General features: G+C 33.4%; 1 protein-coding gene and 1 rRNA gene. One reads left to right on the forward strand and one right to left on the reverse strand.

All coding sequences use genetic code 11. The features are described 5' to 3' along the window. Positions 1 to 619: 619 nt before the first annotated feature. Positions 620 to 1120, forward strand: coding sequence for a shikimate kinase (locus ACQKIC_RS20815; protein WP_402876150.1), 501 nt, complete (start codon positions 620 to 622; stop codon positions 1118 to 1120). Positions 1121 to 1490: 370 nt separating this feature from the next. Here ACQKIC_RS20815 and rrf read toward each other — a convergent pair. Continuing rightward, positions 1491 to 1580, reverse strand: a 5S ribosomal RNA gene (gene rrf / locus ACQKIC_RS20820); the annotation flags it as partial.

Genomic DNA, 1580 nt, shown 5'->3' on the forward strand with positions numbered 1-1580 from the left:
CAATTTATCTCGCTGTTCGTTAGAACAACTTGTTTATTCATCATAACACACTATCGATTAGTTGTCAACTTCTACGAAGTTTTTAACTTATTTTTTAGTCACTGTGTTAGCAGCAACTAATTCATCTTATCACTTTCATTATAAGAAGTCAATAGTTTTTACTGTTTATTTCTTCAAGCAATCTGCCAGAAGTTGATGAAATTTTTGTTTGACTGACTTGGTGCTTATTTATATTAATCCTTTTTTTCATCAAAGTCAATGTATTTTCGTTTTTTTCTTTTATGACCATATCCGTTAATTAATATCCACAATTGTACAGCCTGAGGTGGATCCTATCATTACTCTTCTCACTTATAAAATTAATGATACAAATTAAAGCATGGACTATTAATTATCGACCATTCCTTCTATTATTAGGAATGAGGGTAGTAAATCAATTGATCAGTTTTCCAAATATTTAAATAATATTTTTACATTTCTACCAACATGTACTATAATGAAATTATTTTTAAAAATCGAAAACTACTTTAAATCATTGTAATCTAGCGGGGAGAGGAATTCATAAGTGGTTAATAAAGATACATCTTTGAGGTTGCAAAGTATCGTTTTTATTGGTTTTATGGGAGTAGGTAAAACTACAATAGGCCAAAAAGTCGCTAAAAAACTATATAGGGACTTTATTGATATAGACCAAGAAATCGAAAAAGAATTTAATATGCCCACGACTGAAATATTCAAGAAGTTCGGGGAAAAGACTTTTCGTGAAAAAGAAAAGGAAGTCATTGAACGGTTCAGCCAGCAAAAATTAAAAATACTTTCTTTAGGAGGCGGGGCCTTTTTACAAGAGGATATAAGAGATATATGCCTCTCCAATTGCATAGTATTTTACCTTGATTTATCTTGGGACTATTGGAAAGAAAGAATTAGCTTACTTATTGATAGTAGACCGGTCTTGCAAAGTAAAAGCCTAGAAGAAATTGAAGACCTTTTTAAAACCAGACAAGAAGTTTATTCCTATCATCATTCAAAAGTGAACACAAATAACTTGGATGTTGATGAAGTAGCAGATTTCATAGTAGATTCTTTAAAAGTTGCTTGGGAGATTCACGAACCACTTTAATACTTAAAAAGATGATTGGCTCAGTCTAGCCAATCATCTTTTTTATTGTTGAATAAAAATGATTCACAAATGAGATCACAGCTTTTCATAATGATAAGGAAAGATGAGACCATTTTTAATGAATGAAGGTTTTAGCAGCTACTTCCGAATGCTAACTCTCCAGGAAAAATCAACGGATACCCCACCGCATTCCCATACCATTTATAAAAACAAGCCAATAAGTTATTAGAAAATATATAAAGAAAACGAATTAGCCATGTATTCTCCGCGATTTCGAGACCTTACGGTCTTCTTCTACTGTCTGGCTGAGAAGGTAAAAGGATTTACTAAAAACAAAAAAAGGCCAGCCTAATGGCTGACCTTTAAAATGGCTTGGCGGCGTCCTACTCTCACAGGGGGAAACCCCCAACTACCATCGGCGCTGAAGAGCTTAACTGCCGTGTTCGGAATGGGAACGGGT

Origin of the sequence: Peribacillus sp. NPDC046944 (assembly GCF_050272735.1) — a bacterium.
Classification (GTDB): Bacteria; Bacillota; Bacilli; order Bacillales; family DSM-1321; genus Peribacillus.